Consider the following 20,051-nt stretch of genomic DNA (forward strand, 5'->3'; position numbering starts at 1 on the left):
TTGCCTCCTTTCTAAGATATTATAAATTTTGATAAAGAACTAATTAGCAACTTCTCCCTTTCTAAATACTATTAATGGACAATTTTTACAAACATCTGAACCAGGAAATTCATCTCCGGGCTTTACTATAGAAAGGCTCCCATACTTTTCAACTCTTTCCTTGAACCAGGAAACCAAATCTGCTATATCCTCGCCAGGAATTACTACGTTAGTCTCGCCTCTCTCAGTCTTACCAGAGTTATAACTACCACTGCAAGCGGGATGTGTTGAAGCAAGTTTCGTATTATAAACATAAACATTACCAGCACAAGCTGCAGAGTTCATCGTAACATTCGGTTTCATTGGATGAATATCTCTTAGTGCCATCCAACCCACGCTAAGTTGATAAGCTTGCATATTATCACAATAGAAATGAACGACATCTGGGTCAAAATAGGTTTTTCCAAGAGGAGAAACTACAATCGCCTTTAATTTTCCTTCTTCTAATCGTGGCTTAGAAAGAAGAAATTTTTCAGCCTGTTTCATATCTCTTACATACTTTAAATGACTCTTTACCTCTGCCTCATCAAAACCCTTCCACCCAAATACATACGCTGCATTAGAACAACCCAAAGCTTCTTTTTCCTGCAGAACTGTAATCCCTTTCATTCTTGGCCCAATTTCTGCCTGACAAAAGGTAAGAGGCTTATTTGGCACGTAATAATCCTTTACATTTTTCTTGAAATCTTGTAATTCTTCATCTTTAAAAATAAATTTTACTGCAATTGGCAGGTGCATAAATCTAAACTCTTTCATTAGAAAATCCTGAATCTCAGAATAATTTTGCATAATTCCTCCTTATTTATTAATATATTTGATATATAAATTATTATTTCTTATAAGCACTTTGTCAGTCATATCTGTTACTAAAAAATGTCAGCTATGTTACACTATACTTATTAAATAAAATATATTTATAAAATTATTAAGAGGTGGATTTGGATAGCATCTTGCTTTTAGATAAAAAGCTTAAAGAATTTACAGAAGAAGAATGGTCTAAACTTTTTGAAAAGGCAGTTAAGATGAAACTGCCAAAGGGATCTACCGTATTTTCTGCAGCAGAGAGCTCACAGGGGGTATTCATTATCGAATCTGGGTGGGTAAAAATATCAAGAATTTCCAATGAAGGAAGAGAATCTGTGGTTGGCTGCATAAGAAATCCAAAAGAGATTATAGGATTAGCTGAGGTTCTTTTAGATAAAAACAGAACCTGCAATGCAGTTGCTATAACCGATATAGAAATAGGCTTTTTAAGGCGAGAAGACTTTTATAATCTGATAAAAGAAGACTTTAATATTTCTCTAAAAATAATGAGGCTCTTGGCTGAACGCATGAGAGAAGCAGAAGAAAACGTACACAATCTAAGCTCCAAATATGTTTCAAAGAGGCTTGCATCTTTCTTGTACAAAGCTTCTTTTAAATGGGGGATAGACGATTTTGATGGCATAAAAATTCCTTTAAATTTAACGCATGAAGAGATAGCTCAGGTAGTAGGAACAAGCAGACAGACAACTACAAAAGCGCTAAATATGTTACAACAAAGGGGAATTATAAAATTAGAAAAAAAGCAAATAAAGATTCTGGATATAAAAAAGCTTATAAGTAGCTACAAATGAAAAGACCCGGGTTTCCCCGGATCTTTATAAAGAAAGTTTAAGCTTTTTTCGGCTCTAAACCCTTTTTAATTTTAAACATAAAAAATAGGTAATCAATGCCGAATTTTAAAAGCTCTTCATCGCTTTCCTTCATAGTACTAATTCTCTCATCGCTCAAATCAAAATAGTCTAAAAGCTTCGTATCAAAAACAAATTTTCTAAATTTATCCAAATCATAAAGGGCCATAAAGTATAAAGAGGCTTCCTTTTCGTTAAATGGCTCAACTCCCATTACATTTCTTCTAAGGATAAGTTCAAGCCAATCCTTGTTCTTTTCAATTAAGTCATCAGCCCCTTGATCCTTCAGCCATTCCCCCACAGTAAATTCTTGGTTCTGTGAAAATCCTTTGCAAAATTTCTCCCTTATAAAAAAGAAAAATTCGTCTTCTGGATTTGCCTCACCTTTTTTCCTGAGTGCAGCCATCCCAATAGGATAGGTTCTGCAAAGGAGAGGCCTATTTTTATACATGCCGCAACCTTCATCCGAACTAAAGACACATAATCGCTCATCAGGTTTGAGCATAATTTGAACCATTGGAATGGCAGTTTTTGGATCAATAATAACTTTGGTATTTTTTTCTAAAAACTCCCCTGAGGACTGCCCAAGCGCAGTCCTCATTTCTAAAACATCGTACGGGGTCAAAAGTATATCTACGTCTCTGCAGCAAAGGTTCCAACAACTTATACCTTTATTACAGCTAAATCTAAATTTAGAACTTCTATCAAGAGCAACTTTATCAACAGCATCCATATTAGGCATTGAAAAACCTCATTCCTAGACTATCCCTTAAGGGCATTAGGCTCTCCGCGATTAGCTAAGTTGGTATAAGCCAGAGCAAGGGTTCTGTAGGCAAGGTGTGCAATCTTGAAAAAAGGTGCATATATAAACAAAAACATTACAAATGTAAGATGTATAAAATATGTCCAGTATGCAACGCTTGCAAGATTCATGAGTCTAAATATCTCTGCACCCATTCCTGTAAGACCAAGACCAGCTATAATAATTAGAAGAAGCCAATCAAAACCAGAGTTCGCCCCAACCTTTAGGGTAGATCTTGTATTTATCATCCAAATCGATCCTATAACCAGCGCTATACCTGAAACGTTACCAAGTATTTTTACAGGATCGTACAAAGGATATGGAGAAGGGTATCTTAAAACCCACTCGTATACCGAAGCAGTAGCAGTTGTAAGAGCTAATCCGACAAAAGACCAAAAAACAAGCAAGTGAGTGGTAGACCTGACACTCATTGTGTTACAAAGCTTAAATCTTACAGAAGTAAGTGCCTCCCAAATAACTCCAACAAACAAACCTATAATACTGCCTTTAAACGTAACTGGATAAGATCTTTCTGAATTCAAAGCCTTCCAGTAACTCGACAAGCCTATCCAAAAACAAACCACAGCAAATATTGCCGCCGTCATAAAGAAAATATCTATACCAGTGACAGTAGGAAACAATTTTGCAAAAACAATCTTTCCTGCACTTTCAGGCTCACCATTAATAGACATGTTAACCAAAGCCTGAGGATCTGCAAGGTATTGTAACTTGCCATTGAACATTAAGTCTATCAAGAGTATAACAACTGGCAAGAGAAAAGCGAACGGCCACATTGCAGGTTTGCTTACAAGTTTAGCCAAAAACTTTACAGGAGCATATTCTTCTATTGTAATTTTTCTCAGTGCGCCCAAAACGTCACCCGGTTTTGCACCCCTTGGGCAATAAGCAGTACAATCTGCACATTGGTGACAAAGCCAAATATCAGCATCTTTTAGCAGCGCATCCTTCATCCCCCACTGTGCCATCATCATCTCTTTACGCGGAAACGGTGAATTATCAGGAGAAAGATTACAGACAACTGAACATGTAGCACATTGATAGCATTTGTTTACGCTATCTCCGCCATTAGCCATAATTTCCTTAATAAAATCTAAATCTGCTTTAACAATCCTTTTCGCCATATTCATCCTCCCCTAAAAACCCTTGAATGGGTTAGGACCAATTTCCTTAACCCTATCGGCATAGTCTTTAAGAGTATCAGCTATATTTACATAGTCGGAGATTTGAACCTGCATCATCTCTACTCTTTCTGATTCCAAACCTAGCCTATCAAGCGTTTCGCCAATTTTACCGAACCTATAGTTGCAAAGCTCTGAACCCTTAATATAGTGGCATTGATAATTTTCACCAAACTTACAACCTAAGACCAAGGCTCCATCAAGGCCATTGCCAAGTCCATCAGCAATCCATACCAGGTTCATATTTCCTGCACATCTAAGAGAAATAAATCTAATACCTGGCGGGAATCTGTGTTTTAAGAACGCAGCAGCATCAAGAGCAGGATAGGCATCATTTTCGCAAATAAAAGCCAGATAACGAAGCTTCTCATCGTCATCTTCTGGAACTTCTATTTCCTTTATCATAGAGTTAACCATATCAATTGAGAAATCATGGAAAGAGATAATCCTTTCAGGACATGCTCCCATACACGTACCACATCTTCTACAACGGTTGAACTTATAAAATGGCGTTCCCTTCTCGTCTTCGTCTATCGCGCCAAAAGGACACTCTTCAGTACAACGCTTGCAAGAAGTACATCTTTGCATAAACACCTGAGGATAAGATTTCTCCCATCCTCTTGGATGAACAGCCATTCCTCTTTCGTAGTGCCACATACACTGAATCGCCTTTAAGGCAGCTCCTATAGAGTCCTGTATGCTCCCGTATGTCTCCATCGGAGCCCTTATGGTCCCACATGGATATATTCCAGTTCTTCTGCTCTCATAAGGGAAACAAACATAGTTGGAATCAGGATAATAACCAGTATCGAGCAATGGAAGTTCAAGCCCTTGTCTGTATTGCAGATTTAAAATATCAGGCTTTTCTTGGTTTGCGTTTGATACCATGCCGACCACAAGAACAACCAAATCTGCTTCGATAGCTAACTCATCGCCAAGTAACGTGTCAGTTACGTCAACGTTTAAGGAAGAATCTTCACCTAAAGAGACTTCTTTAATCTCGCACTTTGTTAAGAGAATTCCAGGGTCGTTTTGAAGCTCTTTATAAAACAGTTCAAATTGAGAAGGCGTTCTCATATCCTTATAAAGCACATAAGCAACTCCATCGTTGATATCTCTGACGTATTTCGCCTGCTTCAATGAAGCAGCACAACAATATCCAGAACAATATGGAAGATGCTCTGGGTCCCTTGAACCAGCACACAGCACGAAGGCAACTCTTTTAGCAGTCTTACCATCAGATGGCCTCGTTATCTTTCCAGTTTCTCTTACCATTCTCTCAAAATCTACATTAGAAATTACGTCAGGCGAAACACCAAAACCCAATTTATCAAGTTTTGACGCATCATAAGGAGTAAAGCCAGCAGCAGCTATTATAGTCCCAAATCTTTTTACCTGTTCTTGGCCTGATACGTTCAATGTTATATCGAAAAGACCAGGCATACCCTCAGTTTTAACAATAGTAGTATTCAATAAAACTGTAATATTGGGATCTGCTTCGACGGTCTTCATCATTTGGAACACGGCAGGTTCTTCTACTGCAGTAAAGGGATATTTTGTAGGAGTAGTCTTATACCACTTTGCAGCCCAACCTCCAAGCTTGTCCTCTTTTTCAATGACGGTTACTTTAAAACCTGCTTTTGATGATTCGATTGCAGAAGAGAGTCCAGAGGTGCCGCCACCTATGACCAGGATTTCTTCTGATAGGTCTTCACCAATCCATGGCTCGGGCAGATTGGTCTTCTCCGCTTTAACAATGCCCATTCGCAGGTAGTCTTGTGCAGCAAGCTGAGCATCGTCACTTTTTGGCTCCATAACCCAGGCAACAAATTCTCGGATGTTTACACGCTCTACTATGCAGCCAGGGAAGTTAAATACATCAGTCTTCACTCTTGGGCTGCAAGCAGCGATTACAACAGTATTTACGCCTTCATTTGCAATATCACTCTTTATTTCCTCTACAAAGGCAGGACTGCAAACGCTTGCACTTGTTTTAACTAAAGATACGCCTTTTTCCTTAGCAATTTCTACCAGCTTATCAAGGTCAACTGCGTCTCCAATTTCACATCCAGAACAAATATAAACACCAATTTTTTTATCCATTATTAATTCCCCCTTCCTGATATGCTTTGAAGGGCTTTAAGCACCGAACCTGTTGCCGAGTGCAAAGAGCGTATTACGTCAAAAGGCATAACCGCAGAACCTGCAAGATGAATGCCATCTGGCAAACTATCAGGATCTATAAATCCTTCAGGAGTCTTTTTGGCGCTAAATGGCAAATCCCAGTTGACACTAGTTGGTTGCATGCCGGTAGCCAAAACCACCATATCAAACCTTTCTTTACTCTTCGAACCAGCCAATATATCCTCTGCTTCAACCCACACATCGCCAGAAGAATCCGCTTCAATGTTCGCAACCTTCCCTTTTACGAAGGATATATTTGGATTTTCCTTGACATTCCAGTAAAATTGCTCATACCTGCCAGGAGTTCTAATATCTATATAAAATACTGTAGCTTTTACTTCTGGATCTTGATCTGCCAAATAGGTACACTGTTTTAGAGATGCCATACAGCATATATAGGAGCAGTATGGAAGATGGTTCTCGTCCCTTGAGCCTGCACACTGGACAAAAGCGACGTTTTTAACAGGTTTGCCATCAGATGGCCTTAAGATCTTTCCACCTGTAGGTCCTGTTGATGATGCAAGTCTCTCCATCATCATATTTGTAATAACATTTGGGACTATTCCAAATTTCAGATTGTCAATCTTTTCAGCATCGTAAGGCTGCCATCCAGTAGTTACTATAATTGAGCCAACTGTTATGTCTACAATCTCTTCCTTCATGTTTAAATCAATTGCGCTGTATTTGCAAACATCAAGACATTTTGAACACTTTTCACCCAAACAAACGCTTGGATCGATAACAGCATAAGGGGGATTGGCAAATTCAAATACGCTGTATATAGCTTTTGACTTATTCATATTAAAATTAAAGTCATTATCTCTCTCTACCGGACACACGTTAAAGCATTCTCCACAAAGAGTACAATTCTCATTAACAAAGCGAGGCTTCTTCTTAAGAGTAACTTTAAAGTTGCCTTTTGAGCCCTCAACTTTTAGAACCTCGGTCTGCGTCATAACTTCAACACCCTTGTTTTCCCTCATACGCCTGAAATTAAGCTCCAGACCACATGTTGGAGGACAAAGTTTTGGAAAATATTTGGTTAATTGAGCTACCCTACCACCCAAATAAGGATTTTTATCGACAAGGTAAACTTCAACACCTGTTTCAGCGGCCTCTATAGCTGCAGTAATACCACTAATACCGCCGCCGATAACCAGTACCTTTCCTTGAAATTCTATCATCTACCCTACCTCCAAAGAATTTAAAAAATAAGTGCTGTGAGGTTTTTACCCCCACAGCACTTAAATATTAATTTATTTATCTATTAATCAATTAGTCTGGAATGAGCTGGACGTAATTTCTCTTGAACTCTTTGATCTCACCAGTTTTTGGATCCATCTTAGAGTTGACAAAACATCTCCAGTTAGCATCATCAATCAGATTAAAGTCTTCACGATAGTAGTACCCAGGATAACGTGTTTCTTGACGGAACATAATATGCCTAAGGTGCATACGAGCAGTCAAGAATCTATGATAGTTTTCCCAAACTCTCATAAGCTGGTGAAGATCCCATGCTGCCATCCTGTAGCTATCCTCTTCAAGCATTTCCATATAATAGAGTCCCTTTGTGAGAAGAGTCTCGGATGTGGAATACCAGCCAATGGTTCCAGCAACGTATTCGTCCATAATCTTGTTCAAACGGAAAAGAAACTGCTTAGGGGTAATATACTGTGGGTTGATTGAATATGGAGTAGTTGAAACTGTCTTATATTTTTCAAAGAGTTCCATTGGAGCATATATCTCTGCTGCCAATTCCTCTGCAGTCCTATCAACTGATGGTGTATAGTCTTTGTTGTTAAGAATAAATCTTACTGCCTGTTTTCCAACTATACGTCCCTCTGTGTGTGACCCAGAAGAGAATTTGTGGCCAGAAGCTCCAACGCCGTCTGCACATGTAAACAAGCCGTTTACAGTCGTCATACGGTTGTAAGATTTGCCCTTATATTCCCAAATGTAGCCTGCTTCTCTTGTTGCATCGTTCTGTAGATCCTCTGGTCCACATGCCCAAAGTCCGCAGCAACCAGCGTGTGATCCGAGAAGATATGGTTCAGCTGGCATAATTTCGGATGGGATCTTGTCAGGTTCAATGTTGTTTCCAAGCCATACGCCAACCTGACCAACAGTCATGTCAAGGAAGTCTTCCCATGCCTCTGACTCAAGCTCTTTTGCGTGCTTTGCGTCAATTGTCTTTGCAAGTTCAGCAAGAGCTTTGTCGGTATTCATATACATAGGGCCAAGACCTTTTTTGTAGTCTTCGATCATCATATGGTTTCTGATGCAAGTACCAAGGTTTTTGTTATATGGAGCATATTTTTCGATATATTCTGTCTTTGCGCAATAGTCTTCGCCTCTTGCGTTTGTAGCAGTAGCTTTGAAGAGCAAGAACCATGTGCCGACAGGTCCGTAACCATCTTTAAATCTGGCAGGCACGAATCTGTTCTCCATCATTGTCGCCTCTGCGCCAACCTGGAAAGGCATTGCATAAGTAGAGCCAGCATTCCATACTGGATACCATGCACGTCCGTAACCCTCCAAGACTGAACGTGGACGATATATGTGGACCGCTCCACCACAAGCTATGATAATTGCCTTTGCTTTTATGAAATAAACTTTGTTCTCACGAACGCTGAAGCCTGCTGCTGCTGCAATTCTGTTCTCTTCTTTAGAGTCTAACAAAAGTTTAACAATAAATACTCTTTCAACATATTCTGCTTTGTCATAAGATGCCATAGCTGACTTTGCGGCCTCTGCAACGATACACTTGTATGACTCGCCAGATATTGCAACCTGCCAACGACCTGTCCTACGTGGCTTGGCGCCCTGCTCTAAGGTCTTACCCTTATCTTCTCCAAAGGCTTTCCAAATTGGAAGTCCCCATTTCTCGAAAAGGTGAACAGAGTCATCAACAAGACGACCAAGATCGTATACTAAATCTTCACGAATGATGCCCATAAGGTCGGTACGAACCATTCTGACATAGTCAGCTGGATCGTTATCAGTTCCAATGTAGGTGTTAATTGCAGAAAGGCCCTGAGCTACAGCGCCAGATCTCTCAAGTGCTGCTTTATCTGCTAAAAATATAGACAAGCCATTTGGTTTTGCCCATTTTACAGCTTCGTATGCTGCGCCGCATGCACCCATTCCACCGCCAATGATTAGAAGATCTACGTTCTTCTCTTCAATGACTGGTTTATCACAATATGAGAATGTACAAGCTTCTCTTTCCATTATTTAACCTCCGCTAAAATTTTTAAATTACTAAAACTTTCTGAGAGAATCTCCACGCATATTGTGCGTAAAGAAACCTGGTTTTTCGAGATCGGCCATATCTGGATCGGCCTCAAAGCCTTCATATGGCTTAATCGAACCTTCTGCAACCGTGCGGATTGGGAACTTAAATCTTTTTACTTTTCCGTTACGATACTTACAGGTCCACATAATGTTGTCAGAGCCACGTAGTGGGATTGCGTTTCCACCAAGTGGTACGAAGTCTGCATATCCTCTTACCTCAATTGCCTGCTGTGGACAAATTTTTACACAGCTATAGCACTCCCAACAATACTCTGGCTCCTGGTTATAAGCCTTCATAATCTCTCTGTTCAGTGCCATAAGATCGTTTGGACAAATATACTGGCAAGCTGTCTTATCTTGCGCCTTACAACCATCACATTTTTCGGGATTTACCCAACTTGGCATACTCTTTTCCTCCTTGTTAAATTTCTTAAATTATTGAAAATTTTTGTTGCAAAAAAACGCTTGAGGCTTCCCACCTCCTCAAATCAGTCTAAAAAGTATTTCGATAGATTACTTTCCTAAAGACTTAAGTAAATCTGGTATTACTGCTACATTCTTTTTCTCAATTACCATAGCGAATATCTTGTCAAGACACTCTTTTGGAAGTAGTTCTACTGTTTGAGTAGAAGAAGTATCTATCTTTGCAGCTGGATAAACTTCTTTAAGATTCTGAGCCTGTTCATAAGAGATAGGCACTCTTAATCTCTTTAGACCAGCAAATGCCTCTTGAAGTTCGGGAATTTCAAGCATATTGGCCTTTTTTAAAGCTTCTTCTCTTTCTGGACCAACCCAAAGCGATATTGTAAGTTTTACATCACCGTTACTCATTGTGATTACACCTCCATTGGGGGAATCGTGAATACAGGATTACGATTCTCAAGATAATTGTCATTTACGAAAGGTGAACCAAAACCATATTTCTCAGCACACATCATAACGGTGTCAAATACCTCTGGCCTAAATATAAGTCTTGTTGGTTTAACGCCTTGTTGAATGATGGAACGAATTACTGTGCCAGAAAACTTTTGCTTTTGCTTTTTGTGACCGTCAAACCCTTCATAAACAATTCCTGCGCACACAGGACAATAATACCATTCCTTTGTCAAAACTGACTTGATACCAAGATTTGGAAGTCCATCAAATATCTCATGAGCACCATAAGTTGGATAATAGTCACCAACACCTGCGTGATCGCGACCAAACATGTGGTGAGTACATCCAAGGTTTTTACGAACTATTGCGTGGAATACTGCCTCTCTTGGACCAGCATATCTCATATCCCAGAGTATCATTGAAGTCATATGAACATCTTCTCTGAAATACCCATTTTCTCTGAGTGCAGCCTGACCGAGAACTATACACTCATCAATATAATCGCCTTTTCTCTTTTCGCCGACAACACAAGAAACCAGAACTGCATCTGCATTGGCAGCAAACCATGCGCCCTTCATAAGCCATTCATGGCCTGTGTGAGGTACGTTTCTGGTTTGATGAGCAACTACTTTAGTCCAGCCATTCTTCATAAATTGCATTCTTGACTCTGCTGGTGGAAACCAGAAGCGATCAAAAGGTTCATTAAATACTGGTGGATTTATAAGTGTAATCTTGCCACCTAAAAACTTAGCTTTGTAATCGTAGGTACGCTTTACGCCAGGATGCTTTTCATCATCTGTGCCATATACGTTCTTGGCCATAGTAATCTTGTCATAAACAAACATCTCTTCAATGTCAAAGACTGCCAATGGCTGATCTTTGTAGGTAAAAAGAACGCTATCACCGTTAGCTATGCCATATTTTTCGATCTCATCTTCTGACATATCGAAGACGATTGGTATAGACCAAACGTATCCATTTGCTAATGTCATATTGTGAACTACACTGTCCACGTCCTTTGCACCCATAAAGCCTTCAAGAGGAGAGAAAAATCCATAAGCTAAGCTTATACACTCTCTCGCGATCTGCCCACGAACTGGGATTCTTACCTTAGTCTTCTTTACAAGTTCCTTCGCTTTTTCCTTATCTTCGACAACCCTATATACGAGTTTGCCGCCATGAGGAGAAAGCGTGTTATCCACTGCTACATGTTGACTCAATGCCTTTTACCCCCTTTAGAGTAATTTATATAAATTTTTAAACAGCTGGATTAAGTTGAACAAGAATTTTCCTATAGATTGCATCAATATCGCCAGTACCCTGAACAACCTTTAATATGCCCTTGTTCTTGTAATAGTCAATCAATGGTTCGGTTGAGCTCTGATACACATCAAGCCTTTTCTTTATAGTCTCTTCGTTGTCATCTGCACGCTGATATAGCTCCCCGCCACAAACATCACACTTGCCCTCAACTTTGGGTGGAGAAAAATACACGTTATACATCTGACCGCATGCTTTACACGTTCGTCTTCCTGTCAAACGCTTCATAAGATCGTCAAGCGGAACATCTAATACGAGAGCCACGTCAAGAGGCTTGCCTAAATCGCCAAGAAGAGAGTCCAATTCCTTTGCCTGAGAAACGTTCCTCGGGAAACCGTCTAAGATAAAACCGTTTTCTGTGTCTCCCTCTTGAATTCTTTCCTTGATAAGTCCAATTACTACGCTGTCTGGAACGAGCTCACCCTTATCCATATAGCTTTTTGCTTCCTTGCCGAGCGAAGTGCCATCTGATACTGCTTTTCTCAACATATCTCCTGTAGAAATCTGAGGTATCTTAAGCTGATCTACCAATCTCTTTGCCTGTGTTCCTTTTCCTGCCCCTGGTGCACCTAAAAATACCAATCTCATTAAAAGACCCCACTCCTTTCGAGTATTGTAAACCCAAGATTTTTGTTAAACTCTATCTTGTTACCTATAGATTTTTCTAATAGATTCATACACATCATTTATATCTTACTTTATAAAATTATTTTTTACAATACCATTAATTATTTTTTTATATAAGTTTTATTTATATAATCATAAGTAAAATTTATATCAATTGTACTTTTTTCAACTCCCACCTTCATTTCCTCACAAATAAATTATATATTCAAAATAGTGAAAAAGTTCAAAATTATCAGATAACTCTTTAAAAATATTAAATCAGACTATTTTATTTATTTAAATAAATTGTAAAGTTATAAAAAAAATTTATATGTTTTATGCACTATACATTATGAGTCATTAAGCCTCATTTCTGAAGTCAAAGACCCTTTTTGTCTTTTTTTCGCTTCTTGGAAGGCCCCCAATTGCCAATAATTCAACTTCGAACGTAGCCCCAACCCTATCTTTGATCCTTCTTGATATTCTTTTTGACAGGTCTATATTATCCGGCTCTTTTGACTCAACCTTCAAAACTGCTCTATCTTTGCCATTGATCCTATCTAATACTATCTGGTATTCAGAAAATAACTCATTATATTCTTTTAAAACTCTATCTACCTGAGCGGGGAAACAATTTACCCCCTTGATCTTAAACATATCGTCAGACCTGCCCATAAGTCTCTCTATTCTGGGGTATTGTAAACCACACTCACATATTTTATGGTTTATAGAAGTAATATCCCTTGTTCTAAACCTTAGAAGGGGAGCGCCTTCTTTTTTAAAGGTGGTAATTACCAGCTCTCCTCTCACTCCATCTGGCAAAACCTCTAAGGTATCGGGATCTACTATCTCGAAGTACATAAAATCATCAAAAAGATGTATTCCATTGTGATATTTACAATCAAGCCCGATACCAGGACCATAAATCTCGGTAAGACCATATATGTCAAAGGCTTCAATATTCAATAGATCTTCGATTCTCTTTCTCATACGGTCTCCCCATCTCTCAGAACCAATTATTCCAATCTTAAGAGATATATCATTTTGCAATCCCCTTTTCTCAATCTCCTCACCAAGTAGCAGAGCATAAGATGATGTAGATGTGAGAACGGTAGACTTTAAGTTCAGCAGCATTTCTATCTGTCTATCGGTATTTCCTGGCCCTGTGGGAATTGTCATAGCACCCAACAACTCTGCACCAAGCTGGAATCCAATACCAGCAGTCCAAAGACCATATCCAGGTGTAATCTGGACTCTATCAGAAGGCTTTATTCCTGCAATTTCATAACATCTTTTCATCATAAATTTCCAATCGTCAATGTCTTTCTGAGTATATGGCATTATGACAGGCTTTCCAGTAGTGCCAGATGAAGAATGTATTCTGACTACATTTTCCTCTGGACAAGCAAGCATGCCCATTGGATATGAATCCCTAAGATCGTCTTTGGTAGTAAATGGCAGTTTAGAAAAGTCATCCATCGACCTAAAGTCATTTATATCAAAATCCAATTCCCTAAATCTTTTTCTGTAAAAAGGGCTATTCTTAGAAATGTTCTGCAGAAAACCTCTAATACGCAGATAGTTTACGTCTTCAATACTCTTCTCTTTTTCTTCTGTCCTCATGTTGCCTCCTCTTTCTAATCTAAGGTTAATGATAGAATTTAAAGATATTTATAAAGATATGTCAATAGAATAAAATCTCAAGGAGGTAACAGGTTTGAAGAATAAAACAATTGAAATACTGGAAAGAAACAAGATTGATAAAGAATTTAAATGGTCTATCGAAGACCTTTATCATTCAAGTGAAGCGCTTGACTTAGATTTTGAAATAGCAAAAAAACAAATTCAAGAATTTAGAAGTTTTCAGGGAGCTCTAAAGGATAAAGAAACAATCTTACAGTGCCTAAAACTCAGAGATAAAACCTCTAAGATTATAGATAGAATATATACCTATTCACATATGAAATTCGATGAAGACTCGTCCTTAGAGGAATCTCAAATATTAATCTCTAATGCCCAATGGCTCTTTCAAAGCTTTGATGAATCAATTTCTTTTATTGATCCAGAATTAGTATCTCTTGGCAAAGAATTTTTAAATGAGATTTCCTTAGATCCAAAATTTGAAGATTATAGCTTTGAAATAAATGATTTAATTAGACAATTCCCCCACATTTTAACTCAGGACGAAGAAAGATTGATTTCCAAAACGTCCCTTCTCTCATTTTCCCCTTCAAATATCTATCATCACTTGACTATCAGCGATTTCGAATTTCCTGACGCCCTTGATTCAAAAAGCAGATCCCATCCTGTCACCCAAAGCACATATTCAATCTATGCTCACAACAAAGACAGAATATTAAGAGAAAATGCATATAAATCTCTTTTTGGAACATATAAAAAGCATCAAAATATGCTCTCTTCCAACCTTGATATGGCTTTTAAATTTATCAATTTCTACTCTTCTGTGAGAAAGTACTCTTCATCGATAGAGTACTCTCTCTTTTCTGACAATGTAAGCAAAGATTTTTATAAAAACCTAATAAACACAGTAAAATCAGATTTAAATCCGCTCCACTCTTATATAAAATTTAAGTCAAAAATTCTTGATCAAAAGAGCATAAAACTATTCGACCTAAATGCCCCATTGTTTAACTCAGAAAAAGAAATTAGTTACCAGGATTCAAAAGACATTGTCTTAAAATCTCTTTCGCCGCTTGGTGAAAAATATATAAGTCTTGTTCTAAAAGCCTTTGATGAAAGATGGATAGACGTCTATGAAAACAAAAATAAAACCTCAGGGGCATATTCTACCTCATGTTACGATGTACACCCATATATACTCCTCAATTATCAGGGAAGGCTGGAAGATGTGTTCACTCTTGCCCATGAAATGGGTCACGCAATTCACAGCGCACTATCAAATAGTGCTCAACCATACCCAAAGTCATCATATAGCATTATTTCTGCAGAGATAGCATCCATCACTAATGAGATGTTGCTTTTAGAATATCTATTAAAAAATGCTGTAGATACTGTTGACAAAAACTCTCTGATAAATAAATTCCTGGAGAACGCAAGAACGACTCTATACAGGCAAATACAGTTTGCAGAATTTGAAATGAAGTTATCTGAAATTATAGATAACTTTCAGCCCCTAACGTCACAAAACCTTAACAATATCTATGACAATCTAAATAAAGAGTACTATGGAGAATATTTTGAAACTGATGAATATTCTGGAGTTGAGTGGGCAAGGATACCGCATTTTTATAGCCCATTTTATGTGTATAAATATTCGACAGGTTTTTCTTGTGCAAACTACTTTGCGCAGAGAATATTAAGTGGAGATACAGAAAGTTACATAAAATTTTTGAAATCTGGAGGGGCAAATTTCCCATTTTATCTCTTGAGAACTGCAGGTTTAAATTTAGAAAACTTAGAGCCAGTACAACTTACAATAAAGAAATTTTCAGAAAAGCTAAAAGAAATAGATAAAACTAAAGATTGAGTGAGCTAGCATATTTATAAAAAAAAGAAAGTAGTTAGATAGATATCTCTTCCCAATAATATAAATGGCGGCTACATCGCCGCCATTTATATTTAGCTTAAATATACGTTTGAACTCTCTACGCAATCCTATATTTCTTTATACCCTCTTCATAGAGATTGTTGCCAAAGGTATCTATTACTACAATAGCTGGAAAATTCTTAACCTCAAGCCTTCTTATAGCCTCAGGGCCTAATTCCTCAAATGCTATAACCTCTGACTTTACGATACACTTCGAGATAAGGGCTCCGACGCCACCCGTCGCAGCAAAGTATACCGCTTTATTCTTTACAATAGAATTTATAACATCATCAGATCTATTTCCCTTGCCTATCATCCCCTTAAGCCCTAAATCCAATAATCTTGGAGCATATTTGTCCATCCTATAGCTTGTAGTTGGACCAGCAGACCCTATGACTTTTCCTGGTCTGGCAGGGGTAGGACCGACATAATATATGACGCTTCCAGCAATCTCAAAGGGCATATCCCTGCCCTCATCAAGAGCATCTATCAATCTCTTATGAGCTGAGTCTCTTGCCGTATAGATGACGCCGTTTAAATAAACTCTATCGCCAATATTTAATTTCTCCAAAGAGTTGTCTTTTATTGGGGCATTTAAATTAAATTCCATATTAATGAGCCTTATCTTTCAAAAATGCTCCAGCTTTTTTATCAATCTTCATTATATGATTCACCAGCCATTCGACAAGGTTTTTGCTTAATTTCATAGTAAGTGAAATGGAGGGTCCATTTTTATCAAATTCGTTCTTCAATTCTCCCACATAACCAACAAAGTATTTATGCTGTTCAATTTGTTCATTTAAACCTGGATAATTATACTGCTTCATATATTTTTCTTCAGAGTTAAAGTGTTCTACGACGTAATCAGCCAAGAAATTTAAGGTATCCCCAATTTCTTGTCTTCCCTTACCAGAATTACATGCGTCCAAAAGTTTGTTAACTCTGTTTATAAGCTCTTTGTGTTGATCGTCAATCTCTTTAAACCCAGAGCTTAGATCCTCACTCCACTGAACTGCTGACATACTATCACCCCTAAGATAAAAAAATAATAATCAATCTATTATACACCTTTTCTAAAGCTAAGATCAAACAAAAAAATAGAGCTTATGATGTAAAACATTCACAAGCTCTAAGTCATAAAAACTAATAAATTTACTAAATTTATCCCATACCAAACTGATTCGGATTTTCCATCTTTGTAAGCTTGCCATCTAAAAATAAATTTAAAGCTAATTTTACGTCTTTTTCATCGGTAGAATAAGTTTTTACATTTTGCGATATCAAGAGAGTAAATGCCTTGGGTCCTATATTTTTTGAAATGAGCACGTCTACGTTGGCATTTATGACTGTTTGGGCTGCCTGCAAGCCTGCGCCTTGAGAAGCCTTAATGTTTTGGGAGTTTTCATATTGCTCCCATTTGTCCTTCTCGGTGTCATAGACCAGAAATAGCTTGGCTCTCCCAAAGCTCTCATCTATAATCATCTTTTCTTTATCAAGAACAGTAAATGCTATTCTCATTATCGGCTAATGTTTACAAACGTGATCGCTGCCATGTTCGTGATCACATGAATTATTGCCGGTGACTAATTCATTTTTTAAATAGGCGTTAATTACACTACTTAAACTTCCACCAGAAACGCCAGTAATTACCTCGATGCCATTCTGCCTCATCAAATTTTGAGCCATTGGGCCCATTCCGCCAGTAAGAACAACATTTACCTTTTGCTCAGCAAGCCAGTTTGGTATTACACCTGGAGCATGAGGTGGAGGCGTGAGAAATTCTTCTTTTACGACTTTTCCACCCTCTACGTCTACTACTCCAAAAACCTCGCAGTGACCGAAATGTGAGCAAAGCTCTCCTTGTGCCATAGGAACTGCAATCTTCATAATTTTTATTTCCTCCTTATTTATACTCAGTTTGTTAACAATCTTATCGACTATTTCGTTTATAATGTCTTTTATCTCTCCATCGTACTTGTCTAACAAGTTACCATCATCGCTTTCTTCTACTATCTTTGGATCAATAGGAATCTTGCCAAGGAAGTCAATCTGGTACTGCTTCGCAAGCTCACTTCCTCCGCCAGATTTAAATATATTGTGAACAGCACCACAATTAGGGCATACAAAACCACTCATGTTTTCAATAATGCCAAGAACATCAATGTTTACCTCTTTACAAAATGTAAGAGATTTTCTCACATCTGCAAGAGATACGCCCTGAGGAGTGGTTACAATCAAGGCCTTGCAATCTGGTATAGTTTGGGCAATAGTCAAAGGTTCATCGCCAGTGCCAGGAGGGCTATCGATTATCAAAAAGTCTAATTCTCCCCAATCTACATCAGACAAAAATTGCTTTATTATTCCCATTTTTACAGGACCTCTCCATATAATCGCATCATCTGGATTTTCAAGTAAGAATTGAACAGATACTATCTTAAGGTTTCTGCTCCAAAGAACTGGTTTTAGCATCTCTCCTGAGGGATAAATTTTTTGCCAGACTATGCCCATTATTGTACCTATACTTGGTCCATGTACGTCCACATCCAGAAGTCCAACCTTGTAACCCCTATTGGAGAGGAAAACTGCCAAATTAGCAGCTACTGTACTCTTTCCTACTCCACCTTTTCCACTCATTACCATAATTTTATAGGGAACCTTTTTTAAAAAGTCCTCCATTCTCTCAAGTTTTTCATCATTTTTGTCTTTATCTGCCAAAGCTCAATCATCCCTTTCATTGTTTTTATGCTTAATGCAGTTTTTGATTTCTTTTTTCCAACACATCTTGCATCTTTTTTCACAAACTTCTCCTGGATCAGCTGTTTTATAATTACCGCCAGATATAACGAATGGCTTGCCAAACCATATAGATTGGGAGATCTTAAATCTCGCAGACTTCAATATCCTGCAAAAAGTGGACGCTGATATCTGCATGCTTTCAGAAGCTTCTTGAAAATCGCAATTTTCTAAGTCTACCAATCTCAGAGCTTCTATCTCTTCAAAACTTAATACATTCGCACCCTCAACACAAGATAAAACGCAATCTACAGGCTTGAAACATTTTATGGCAGGCAAACAAAATAGCCTTCTCTCTTTCAATGGTCTTGCTATTTTTGCTCCTCCTATTATTATGAAATATATTTCATAATAATACAAAAAAAAATTATGTCAAGTATTTAGAAAAGAAGAATCGATATAGGATTGTTACAGGGTCATGAGTTGAGATGACCAGTTAACAGCCTCCAAATACGCTTTGATAACGTCATCAAATTTTAAATTCAATTTTTCCAACAATTTATAGAACTTATCAACTTCTGTCTTTTCATAAGAGACAATAAATTCACAAACGTCAAAATAAATATTTTCTATCCCCAAAAGCGCATCTTTAACATAAGAATTTATAGGCAATTCACTAATTGCTTCTTCCCTGGGCCTATCAAGGAGCGCATCAATAGAAGAAAAAAGACCTGTCAAGAAAAAATTAGACAAATCTTCCTGTTTCTTGCCTAAAATTTGACCAATATTTTCGCACATCTTCGCTCTGAGAATCGACAAGGTAACCAACTCTTCAGGCTTATCGTCAGCAAGCTCTCCCAAGGCTATCAAACTTAGCCATTTTAGAAATTCGTTTTTTCCAAGTAAGACTATAGCTTGCTTTATAGAATTTATCTTATTTCTAAAACCAAAATATACGCTATTCATAAATTTCAAAAGTCTTAGAGACAGAGAAAGGTCTTTTTTTATCATATCTTCTAATACAGCTGGTCTCCAATCTTCTTTGTAAGCTTCATCCAATAGATTGAGAATAAACTGCTTTCTAATAGAGAAGCTCTTTCTTGACACAGAAGAGGGCTTGCTAAAAAAATAGCCCTGAAAGAGTGAATATCCGCTTTCTTTTGCAAGCAAAAAGTCATCATTTGTCTCAACCTTCTCTGCCAAATAAATTAAATTGCTTTTTATAGAGCTAATTATCTTCGGATATTCTCTTTTTTCATCATCGTTTAGCTGAAGGAAATCAACCTTTATATAATCAGCGCTTTCAATTAGATTGTCATATTCGGTTTTGTATAAAAAGTCATCAAGGGCAATTTTATATCCTTTTTTCTTCAAGTCTTTAACTATATCTGATATACCCTCATCATCATAGGAAGTCTCAAGCACTTCTATTACAACCTTATCTGGAGGCAATAAGTTAGGGACTTCATCTCTCAAAAGTTTTCCCGTAAAATTTATAAATGCAGGCAAATGGTTTGTCAGGATATCTAAGCCTATTACAGAGAGGCTTGACTTTAAAAGCTCAATTGTTGAGCTCTCGCCATCAAATGCATCGTATGAAGTCGAGTTCATGCTCCTTCTAAAAAGGAGCTCGTATGCCTTAACTTTTTCAGACCTATTGAATATTGGCTGCCTTGCTACAACTACATCCATTTTTCCCTCTCCTATTGGATTGCATTTTATACATTATATACCTTAAAAAGTATGATAATTATTTT

At 37.7% G+C, this 20,051-nt stretch carries 19 protein-coding genes; 2 read left to right on the plus strand and 17 right to left on the minus strand.

What is annotated here, in order from left to right:
* Nucleotides 1-39: 39 nt before the first annotated feature.
* Nucleotides 40-828 (minus strand): DUF169 domain-containing protein, encoded by a 789-nt coding sequence (locus tag V4762_RS05715; RefSeq protein ID WP_347314821.1) that lies wholly within the window; start codon nt 826-828, stop codon nt 40-42.
* Between the two features lie 149 nt (nt 829-977).
* Here V4762_RS05715 and V4762_RS05720 point away from each other — a divergent pair, with 149 nt between their 5' ends.
* Nucleotides 978-1,655, plus strand: a complete 678-nt coding sequence (locus V4762_RS05720; RefSeq protein ID WP_347314822.1) for a Crp/Fnr family transcriptional regulator — start codon at nt 978-980, stop codon at nt 1,653-1,655.
* A 37-nt stretch (nt 1,656-1,692) separates the two neighbouring features.
* On the opposite strand, the gene V4762_RS05725 is transcribed toward V4762_RS05720, so the two are convergent.
* The 10 genes from V4762_RS05725 to V4762_RS05770 all read right to left on the minus strand — a co-directional run bounded on the left by V4762_RS05725 (nt 1,693) and on the right by V4762_RS05770 (nt 13,616).
* A complete protein-coding gene (locus V4762_RS05725; RefSeq protein ID WP_347314823.1) occupies nt 1,693-2,454 on the minus strand; it encodes a YkgJ family cysteine cluster protein in 762 nt (253 codons plus the stop codon).
* A 20-nt stretch (nt 2,455-2,474) separates the two neighbouring features.
* The gene (gene qmoC, locus V4762_RS05730) at nt 2,475-3,656 is read right to left on the minus strand and encodes a quinone-interacting membrane-bound oxidoreductase complex subunit QmoC (protein ID WP_347314824.1); all 1,182 of its coding nucleotides are present in this window, start codon (nt 3,654-3,656) and stop codon (nt 2,475-2,477) included.
* A gap of 12 nt (nt 3,657-3,668) precedes the next feature.
* Nucleotides 3,669-5,816: an FAD-dependent oxidoreductase gene (locus V4762_RS05735; protein WP_347314825.1), complete on the minus strand. Its 2,148-nt coding sequence runs from the start codon at nt 5,814-5,816 to the stop codon at nt 3,669-3,671.
* Nucleotides 5,817-5,818: 2 nt separating this feature from the next.
* Complete coding sequence (locus V4762_RS05740; RefSeq protein WP_347314826.1) at nt 5,819-7,081, minus strand: CoB--CoM heterodisulfide reductase iron-sulfur subunit A family protein; 1,263 nt, start codon at nt 7,079-7,081, stop codon at nt 5,819-5,821.
* A 91-nt stretch (nt 7,082-7,172) separates the two neighbouring features.
* Nucleotides 7,173-9,128 (minus strand): adenylyl-sulfate reductase subunit alpha, encoded by a 1,956-nt coding sequence (gene aprA, locus V4762_RS05745; RefSeq protein WP_347314827.1) that lies wholly within the window; start codon nt 9,126-9,128, stop codon nt 7,173-7,175.
* Between the two features lie 30 nt (nt 9,129-9,158).
* Complete coding sequence (gene aprB, locus V4762_RS05750; RefSeq protein WP_347314828.1) at nt 9,159-9,596, minus strand: adenylyl-sulfate reductase subunit beta; 438 nt, start codon at nt 9,594-9,596, stop codon at nt 9,159-9,161.
* Nucleotides 9,597-9,704: 108 nt separating this feature from the next.
* The gene (locus V4762_RS05755; RefSeq protein ID WP_347314829.1) at nt 9,705-10,022 is read right to left on the minus strand and encodes a DUF6955 family protein; all 318 of its coding nucleotides are present in this window, start codon (nt 10,020-10,022) and stop codon (nt 9,705-9,707) included.
* A 5-nt stretch (nt 10,023-10,027) separates the two neighbouring features.
* A complete protein-coding gene (gene sat, locus V4762_RS05760) occupies nt 10,028-11,287 on the minus strand; it encodes a sulfate adenylyltransferase (RefSeq protein WP_347314830.1) in 1,260 nt (419 codons plus the stop codon).
* A 37-nt stretch (nt 11,288-11,324) separates the two neighbouring features.
* On the minus strand, nt 11,325-11,975 hold the full coding sequence (locus tag V4762_RS05765; protein ID WP_347314831.1) for an adenylate kinase: 651 nt from the start codon (nt 11,973-11,975) through the stop codon (nt 11,325-11,327).
* A 378-nt stretch (nt 11,976-12,353) separates the two neighbouring features.
* Nucleotides 12,354-13,616, minus strand: coding sequence for a phenylacetate--CoA ligase family protein (locus tag V4762_RS05770; protein WP_347314832.1), 1,263 nt, complete (start codon nt 13,614-13,616; stop codon nt 12,354-12,356).
* Between the two features lie 94 nt (nt 13,617-13,710).
* Between V4762_RS05770 and pepF the strand changes: the two genes are divergently transcribed.
* The gene (pepF, locus tag V4762_RS05775) at nt 13,711-15,501 is read left to right on the plus strand and encodes an oligoendopeptidase F (protein WP_347314833.1); all 1,791 of its coding nucleotides are present in this window, start codon (nt 13,711-13,713) and stop codon (nt 15,499-15,501) included.
* Nucleotides 15,502-15,619: 118 nt separating this feature from the next.
* Here pepF and V4762_RS05780 read toward each other — a convergent pair whose 3' ends face one another.
* From V4762_RS05780 to V4762_RS05805, 6 genes are all read right to left on the minus strand, one after another.
* Complete coding sequence (locus V4762_RS05780) at nt 15,620-16,171, minus strand: Fe-S-containing hydro-lyase (protein WP_347314834.1); 552 nt, start codon at nt 16,169-16,171, stop codon at nt 15,620-15,622.
* Between the two features lies 1 nt (nt 16,172).
* Nucleotides 16,173-16,583, minus strand: a complete 411-nt coding sequence (locus V4762_RS05785) for a bacteriohemerythrin (RefSeq protein ID WP_347314835.1) — start codon at nt 16,581-16,583, stop codon at nt 16,173-16,175.
* A gap of 139 nt (nt 16,584-16,722) precedes the next feature.
* Entirely contained in the window at nt 16,723-17,079 is a 357-nt protein-coding gene (locus V4762_RS05790) for a NifB/NifX family molybdenum-iron cluster-binding protein (RefSeq protein WP_347314836.1), read from the minus strand.
* Between the two features lie 6 nt (nt 17,080-17,085).
* Nucleotides 17,086-18,276, minus strand: coding sequence for an iron-sulfur cluster carrier protein MrpORP (locus V4762_RS05795; RefSeq protein WP_347314837.1), 1,191 nt, complete (start codon nt 18,274-18,276; stop codon nt 17,086-17,088).
* 3 nt (nt 18,277-18,279) lie between these two features.
* Nucleotides 18,280-18,714, minus strand: a complete 435-nt coding sequence (locus tag V4762_RS05800; RefSeq protein ID WP_347314838.1) for a DUF134 domain-containing protein — start codon at nt 18,712-18,714, stop codon at nt 18,280-18,282.
* Between the two features lie 48 nt (nt 18,715-18,762).
* Nucleotides 18,763-19,986, minus strand: coding sequence for an EAL and HDOD domain-containing protein (locus V4762_RS05805; RefSeq protein ID WP_347314839.1), 1,224 nt, complete (start codon nt 19,984-19,986; stop codon nt 18,763-18,765).
* Nucleotides 19,987-20,051 lie beyond the last annotated feature (65 nt).

Source organism: Thermodesulfobium sp. 4217-1, assembly GCF_039822205.1.
Taxonomy (GTDB): Bacteria; Thermodesulfobiota; Thermodesulfobiia; order Thermodesulfobiales; family Thermodesulfobiaceae; genus Thermodesulfobium.

Coding starts and splice junctions, on each gene's coding strand:
- V4762_RS05715 (WP_347314821.1), bottom strand. CDS start 828: ATGCAAAATTATTCTGAGATTCAGGATTTTCTAATGAAAGAGTTTAGA.
- V4762_RS05725 (WP_347314823.1), bottom strand. CDS start 2,454: ATGCCTAATATGGATGCTGTTGATAAAGTTGCTCTTGATAGAAGTTCT.
- qmoC (WP_347314824.1), bottom strand. CDS start 3,656: ATGGCGAAAAGGATTGTTAAAGCAGATTTAGATTTTATTAAGGAAATT.
- V4762_RS05735 (WP_347314825.1), bottom strand. CDS start 5,816: ATGGATAAAAAAATTGGTGTTTATATTTGTTCTGGATGTGAAATTGGA.
- V4762_RS05740 (WP_347314826.1), bottom strand. CDS start 7,081: ATGATAGAATTTCAAGGAAAGGTACTGGTTATCGGCGGCGGTATTAGT.
- aprA (WP_347314827.1), bottom strand. CDS start 9,128: ATGGAAAGAGAAGCTTGTACATTCTCATATTGTGATAAACCAGTCATT.
- aprB (WP_347314828.1), bottom strand. CDS start 9,596: ATGCCAAGTTGGGTAAATCCCGAAAAATGTGATGGTTGTAAGGCGCAA.
- V4762_RS05755 (WP_347314829.1), bottom strand. CDS start 10,022: ATGAGTAACGGTGATGTAAAACTTACAATATCGCTTTGGGTTGGTCCA.
- V4762_RS05765 (WP_347314831.1), bottom strand. CDS start 11,975: ATGAGATTGGTATTTTTAGGTGCACCAGGGGCAGGAAAAGGAACACAG.
- V4762_RS05770 (WP_347314832.1), bottom strand. CDS start 13,616: ATGAGGACAGAAGAAAAAGAGAAGAGTATTGAAGACGTAAACTATCTG.
- V4762_RS05780 (WP_347314834.1), bottom strand. CDS start 16,171: ATGGAATTTAATTTAAATGCCCCAATAAAAGACAACTCTTTGGAGAAA.
- V4762_RS05785 (WP_347314835.1), bottom strand. CDS start 16,583: ATGTCAGCAGTTCAGTGGAGTGAGGATCTAAGCTCTGGGTTTAAAGAG.
- V4762_RS05790 (WP_347314836.1), bottom strand. CDS start 17,079: ATGAGAATAGCATTTACTGTTCTTGATAAAGAAAAGATGATTATAGAT.
- V4762_RS05805 (WP_347314839.1), bottom strand. CDS start 19,986: ATGGATGTAGTTGTAGCAAGGCAGCCAATATTCAATAGGTCTGAAAAA.